Annotated in this window: 7 protein-coding genes; 4 read left to right on the forward strand and 3 right to left on the reverse strand. The window is 56.7% G+C overall.

Annotated elements, in window-relative coordinates:
- Positions 1–3: 3 nt before the first annotated feature.
- The 3 genes from rimM to rpsP all read right to left on the reverse strand — a co-directional run bounded on the left by rimM (position 4) and on the right by rpsP (position 2,733).
- Entirely contained in the window at positions 4–570 is a 567-nt protein-coding gene (gene rimM, locus IM764_RS09115) for a ribosome maturation factor RimM (RefSeq protein ID WP_099297119.1), read from the reverse strand.
- A 95-nt stretch (positions 571–665) separates the two neighbouring features.
- Positions 666–2,009, reverse strand: a complete 1,344-nt coding sequence (gene gdhA, locus IM764_RS09120; protein ID WP_194187602.1) for an NADP-specific glutamate dehydrogenase — start codon at positions 2,007–2,009, stop codon at positions 666–668.
- A 202-nt stretch (positions 2,010–2,211) separates the two neighbouring features.
- A complete protein-coding gene (gene rpsP, locus IM764_RS09125; protein WP_194187603.1) occupies positions 2,212–2,733 on the reverse strand; it encodes a 30S ribosomal protein S16 in 522 nt (173 codons plus the stop codon).
- 211 nt (positions 2,734–2,944) lie between these two features.
- Here rpsP and IM764_RS09130 point away from each other — a divergent pair, with 211 nt between their 5' ends.
- The 4 genes from IM764_RS09130 to IM764_RS09145 all read left to right on the forward strand — a co-directional run.
- Positions 2,945–4,510 carry a YdiU family protein gene (locus tag IM764_RS09130; protein WP_194187604.1) on the forward strand — a complete coding sequence of 522 codons (1,566 nt, stop codon included), beginning with the start codon at positions 2,945–2,947 and terminating at the stop codon, positions 4,508–4,510.
- 101 nt (positions 4,511–4,611) lie between these two features.
- Complete coding sequence (locus tag IM764_RS09135) at positions 4,612–4,992, forward strand: GntR family transcriptional regulator (protein WP_194187605.1); 381 nt, start codon at positions 4,612–4,614, stop codon at positions 4,990–4,992.
- Entirely contained in the window at positions 4,976–5,737 is a 762-nt protein-coding gene (locus IM764_RS09140) for an ABC transporter ATP-binding protein (protein ID WP_194187606.1), read from the forward strand. The genes IM764_RS09135 and IM764_RS09140 overlap by 17 nt, the downstream gene beginning before the upstream one ends.
- Positions 5,734–6,287, forward strand: a 554-nt coding sequence (locus tag IM764_RS09145) for a hypothetical protein (protein ID WP_194187607.1), incomplete at its 3' end; no start/stop codon positions are given. The genes IM764_RS09140 and IM764_RS09145, both read left to right, overlap by 4 nt.

Genomic DNA, 6,287 nt, shown 5'->3' on the forward strand with positions numbered 1-6,287 from the left:
CTCTCAGAGATCCAGCAGGCCCTCGGGCGGGGTGATGACCAGGGCTTCGTTGTCTAGATCCACGATGGGAACGATGGCGGTGCGGAAAGGAATCAGCACGATCTTGCCAGGCTTGGCATCGAGCGCGACCTCCAGCAGCGTGCCCGCCGGGCCGTGGGTGACACCGGTGACTTCGCCGATGTCCTCGGGTTCCGGCTCGGCACCTTCGTAGGCGCGAGCGTGAGCAGTTTCTTCGTCCACGGCGCCCACGTTGAGCACGCGGAGGCCTTCCAGCTCGTGGTCGTAGTATCCCTCTTCATCTTCGTCAAAGATGGGGTCGGCGAAAAAGCGCAGGCCACGCAGGCTCTCAGCGGCCGTGCGGTCGGTGATCTCTTCAGTGGTCAGCAGCAGGCGGCCTTGGTGCGGACGCGTGGAGCGGATAGTCAGCTCCATATCGCGTCCTGCTTGCCTACCCTGCAAAACGGTGCCCTGTGCGAACCGCAGCTCGGGCTGATCAGTGGTGACATCCACCACGAGTTCCCCACGCACGCCGTGAGGTTTGATAACGCGTCCGATCTGCAGTTCAACCATGCTGGTCAGTGTAATTCACACGGGGTGGCAGATCATACTGACGGGGCAGATAAACCGGAGGTCTCGTGGGACTGTGCCCACGAATGCAGATCCGGCTAGATCACACCTTGTGCGAGCATCGCGTCTGCCACCTTGCGGAAGCCAGCGATGTTGGCGCCGGTGACGTAGTCCCGCTCCACGTCGTACTCCTCGGCGGTCTCTGCACATGACTTGAAGATATTGCGCATGATGCCCTTGAGGCGCTTATCCGTGTACTCGAAGCTCCAGGAATCGCGGGAAGCATTCTGCTGCATCTCCAGAGCGGAGGTGGCCACGCCGCCAGCATTGGCAGCCTTACCGGGTGCAAAGCGAACCTTGCGCTTGCGGAAGACCTCGATTGCTTCCGGGGTACACGGCATGTTGGCACCCTCTGCCACGTACTTCACGCCGTTGTCTGCCAGCAGCTTTGCGGACTCACCGTCCAGCTCGTTCTGGGTGGCACATGGCAGTGCCACGTCGGCCTCGATCTCCCAGATATTGCCGTTCTCATGGAACTCGGCTTCGGAGGCTTCCTTGGCGTACTCGGAGACGCGCTCGCGTCGCTTTTCCTTCACGTCCTTGAGCAGTTCCACGTCCACGCCATCGGGAGTGGAGACAAAACCGGAAGAGTCAGAGAAGCCCACCACCGTGGCACCCAATTCCTGCGCCTTGGCGATCGCGTAGATTGCCACGTTGCCAGAACCAGAAACGATGACCTTGGCACCGTCCAGGCGTTCACCTTCGGCGCTCATCATTTCCTGCGTGAAGTACACCGCGCCGTAGCCCGTAGCTTCGGTACGCACCAGGGAGCCGCCCCACTGCAGGCCCTTGCCGGTCAGCACGCCGGATTCGTAGACGTTGTTGATGCGGCGGTACTGGCCAAAGAGGTAGCCGATCTCGCGTCCTCCCACGCCGATGTCACCCGCAGGCACATCGATCTTGTCGCCAATGTGGCGCTGCAGCTCAGTCATGAAGGACTGGCAGAAACGCATGATCTCTAGGTCTGACTTACCCTTCGGGTCAAAGTCAGAGCCACCCTTGCCACCACCGATGGGAAGGCCAGTCAAGGAGTTCTTAAAGATCTGCTCAAAACCGAGGAACTTGATGATGCCCAGGTTCACCGATGGGTGGAAGCGCAAGCCGCCCTTGTAAGGGCCCAGCACAGAGTTGAACTGCACGCGGAAGCCACGGTTGACCTGCACGTTGCCCTGATCATCGGTCCAGGGCACTCGAAAGATGATTTGGCGCTCCGGTTCACACATGCGCTCGATCAGACCGTATTCGGCGTAGTGATCATCTTTGCGCAGCACGTACTTGAGGCTTTCTAGTACCTCGGAGACTGCTTGGTGGAATTCCGGCTCTCCGGCGTTGCGCTGCAGGATCTGCTCGTAATAAGTCTTTACGGTCTGATCTACGTTCACGGTGGCGCTACCTCCAAGTTGTGTTGTCCATCATAAATTTCTCTTACCTTCCTAACTGTAGTGAGGCGCGAGACAACGAACTACCACCTAGGGGTGATTGCAGGGCTAATTGCACATACAAAAAGACCGACCCGCAGGTCGGTCTTTTTCACTCTACGTACCCGGTTATCCCAGGCCGAGCGAGAAGAATCGCAGCGAGAAATTACTCTGCGGATTCTTCAGAAGCAGCTTCCTCAGCTGGTGCTTCCTCAGATGCGGCCTCAGCAGCTGCCTCCTTCTCTGCAGCCTCTTCAGCAGCGGCAACCTCAGCAGCAGCCTTAGCCTCTGCCTCTTCCTTTGCCTTGCGCTTCTTCTCGGTGATGGCCTCTGCGGTTGGTCCGTCAGCAGCCTCGGAGAGAGCCTCGTTGAACAGGTCCAGCTTGGACTTCTTCTCTGGCTGTGGCTTCAGGGTGCCCTCGGCGCCCTCGAGGCCCTTGAACTTCTGCCAGTCGCCGGTCACCTTGAGCAGTGCGAGCACTGGCTCGGTTGGTTGTGCGCCCACGCCCAACCAGTACTGTGCACGCTCGGAATCGATGCGGATCACAGATGGGTTGTAGGTTGGCTGGTAGATACCGAGGTTCTCGATAACCTTGCCGGAACGACGGGTGCGGGCGTCTGCGACGACCACGCGGTATTCAGGGGTACGGATCTTACCCAAGCGCTGCAGCTTGATCTTTACGGCCATGATGGCTCCTTATTTGGTCACGGGGCAGTTCAGTCACCTTCTGCCGGATGCAAAAGGCCGGTTCAACCCTTGATGTTTTAGCTGCGGGTGACCACCGGCCGACCGGAGTCGGTATCGGTGTAACGCAGCAACCTTGCACATTTTAGTTGATGGGGTTCGTTTCACCAAAACCCTTCGCATCGTTGTCCGTTTCCTCGTTACAGTGGCGAGCATGTTGTCCTCCTCCCCTCGCCTCACCTCCCGTTTCGCCAGCAGTCTGCCTGCCATGTGTGCGCCGTGGTCCCCCGTTCCTTTTTCCGACGCCACCCTTCTCCTCCTCAACGAGCCCCTCTCTCGCGAGCTGGGTATTGATCCAGGGTGGCTGCGCACGGAAAATGGCTTGCGTTTCTTACTGGGAGAAGAGCTTCCGGAGGATGCCTTTCCGGTTTCCCAGGCGTATGCCGGCCATCAGTTTGGCCAGTTCAATCCACTATTGGGCGATGGTCGCGCTGCCTTACTAGGCGAGCTCGAGGTGATTTCTGCACATTCACCCGAGACTGCCGCACCGCGCGATATTCATCTGAAAGGCAGTGGGCGTACGCCTTACTCCCGGGGCGGTTCAGACGGCCGCGCGGCAGTGGGGCCGATGCTGCGGGAGTTCCTCATCAGCGAAGCGATGCACGCGATGAGCATCCCCACCACCCGCTCTTTGGCAGTCATCCTCACTGGTGAGTCCGTTCAACGAAGCATTCCTGAGCCAGGGGCGGTACTGGTACGAGTAGCTAGCTCTCATTTGAGGATCGGCAGTTTTCAATACGCCCGGATGATGCAGCAGCGCTCTCCGGAGCTCCTCCAGGAACTCGCAGATTTCGCACTGGAACGTCACCACGCCACTGGCAGCGACTCACCCTTGTCAGACGGCGACTACCTGGGACTGCTTCGAGAAGTATGCGCTAAGCAAGCGCGTCTTGTGGCGCAGTGGATGCACGTGGGATTCGTCCACGGGGTGATGAACACGGACAACGTCACCATCTCTGGTGAGACGATTGACTACGGTCCCTGTGCCTTCCTCGATTCTTTCAATCCCCACACTTGGTTTAGCTCTATTGACCAGCAGGGACGCTACGCATTCGGGCGCCAACCGGCCATCATGCTGTGGGATCTGGAACGTCTCGCGGAATCTCTGCTTCCTCTGATTGAGGAGCAGTTGGATACTGATACCGAGGGGGCAGTAGCCGCAGCCACGGAGGTCTTGCAGGAATTCCAATCGATGTATCGCGATGCGTTTACGCGGACGATGCTGCCCGCATTGGGATTCTCGACGGAAGACTCCGCGTCCCCTAGCTCGGAACAGTTTGCCCTGTGCGACGAGTTTGTGGAGTGGCTCAACGTGGCGCAACCCGATCAGCTCTCAGTCCTGCGGAGCCTCGCCACGCTGGCAGAGTCAAAAGACCTCACCGTGTCAGCTAGTGCGAGCGGTAAAGAAGAAACCTCCGCACTCCCTCCTGCGGAGTGGCTACAACGCTGGCACGAGCTCAATCCCGATGCCGCACTGATGAGGCGCAACAATCCCGTGCGCATTCCCCGTAATCACCTGGTGGAGGAAGCACTGCAAGCTGCATCCAACGGAAACTTCGAAGCCTTTGAAGAACTACTTGCGGCCGTGACTGATCCTTTTGACAGCACCGGAAGCGAGGAGCCTGGCGTCGAAAAGAAAAAGAACAGGGCGCACGACGAAAAGTTCGCACACCCTGCTCCGGAAGGCTTCGGACCCTACACCACATTCTGCGGTACATAGGGGAAGTTAGTCCTGCTCTTGACAGCAGCCCCACCACACCTTAGGTTTACCACTTAGGTGGGTAACCCATACAGTCAAACACCAACGAGGAGGTGACGGACATGCCCATAGATCCACACGACCCACGGCCGATCTACATCCAGATCGCAGAAGAGATCAAAAATCGCATTGGGGCAGAACAACTCTCTGTTGATGATCGAGTCCCATCCACGAATGAGATTTCAGCCTTCTACACGGTCAATCCCACCACAGCCGCAAAAGCTCTTACTCAACTTCACAAAGAGGGTCTCGTAACTAAGAAGAGAGGGCTCGGCATGTTTGTCTCCCCTTCCGCTCGAGAAATGATCATGGCTCAAAGGCAAGAGCTCTTTGCGCAAAGGTTCATCCGCCCACTAGTTAGAGAATCTCGAGCTCTAGGCATGAGTACGGAAACAGTCAAGGAACTCATCACCAAGGAAATGCGCAATGAACAAACCGATTAGAACATCACCCGCAGTCGGAATCACCGGCGTAGTTGGCTCTAACGGAGCGGGAAAAACCCACTACCTTCGAGAACTCGCCCAGAATCCTCAATCCGCACTCGGCCAAGCCGCAGGAGACATGCATTACTTCGGCAGGAGCCCCAAGCAGCACTTCTCTGCCTTGAGTACAGGCTGGACGGACATGGATGAATCCCACGCAGCAGAATTGCTGGATTTTCCTGTGACGACACCGTGGCGAAAGCTCAGTGTAGGACAACGCCAAATGGTCATTAATGCAGGAGTATTCGCCTCAAATAAAAGTGAACTATTGCTGGACGAGCCGTTTAATGGGCTCGATGCCAGCCACCGCAACCAGCTCAAAGACTTGCTGAGGACGCGGTGTGAGGAATTCCCCGATCACAAATTTGTTGTCACATCCCAACATGCCAGCGACCTTGAGGGATTAGTCGACTTCATCATCCCATTGCGAAATTTCACCGTGGATGAGCCGATAGACGTGGAAATGCTTAGGCTCAAACACCCTGTCATTACGGCTGAAAGTTCTCAAATTGAGGCCTTCACTTCGAATCTAACGATCCTGCGCAAGCAAAAGCTCGGCCAGACCACAAGGGTGGTCTTGGCACATGCCCTCACTAGTGAACAAACCACGAGCGCACACGAACAAGGACTCGAAGTGACCTACCTCAATGCCGGCGAGCTTATCGAAATTGCCGGAGAAAACCATCACCCTGAGGAACAACAATGAGCGGCAAAAAGATTCAGAGGCTATTCACAACATTCCATGCTGGACGTGGGTTGGAATTCTTCTATGCGACAGTAGGCATAGCAGCAGCTTTCACTTTTCTGAGCTTATGGGGCACAGATTGGTTCTTCCCGGATCTCATCCACTACGCAGCGCTTTTTGCTCTGATGTTGATACAGGCAACCAACTCAGTTCTTATCATCAAATACCACGTCTCCCCTTCCCGTTGGTGGGCCTCCGGAGTAATTAGTGCCGTATTGCTCAGCGCGTTGTTCAGCGCAATCGCATTTTTGATTCTGGTGCTTACGCAAAATAATCCCCTGGGGAATGCCCCCTTCGAAAGCTATGTCATGCGAATCTGGCGCTTCATGCCGTACGGCTTTGTCACCGAACAATCGACGTTTGAGGCATTTTTCAGCCGCATCGCCGGATTAGCCCCAACGTTCTTCGGCATGTTTTGTATCAACCTTTCGGTTGCGCTCAGCGGCATGGGTATAGGGGCTCTTCACGATTTAGAGTGCGTTGATCCTGGCCTGCAGCTGGCCGGAGTGGA

This window comes from Corynebacterium sp. ED61, from assembly GCF_015233855.1.
GTDB lineage: Bacteria > Actinomycetota > Actinomycetes > Mycobacteriales > Mycobacteriaceae > Corynebacterium > Corynebacterium dentalis.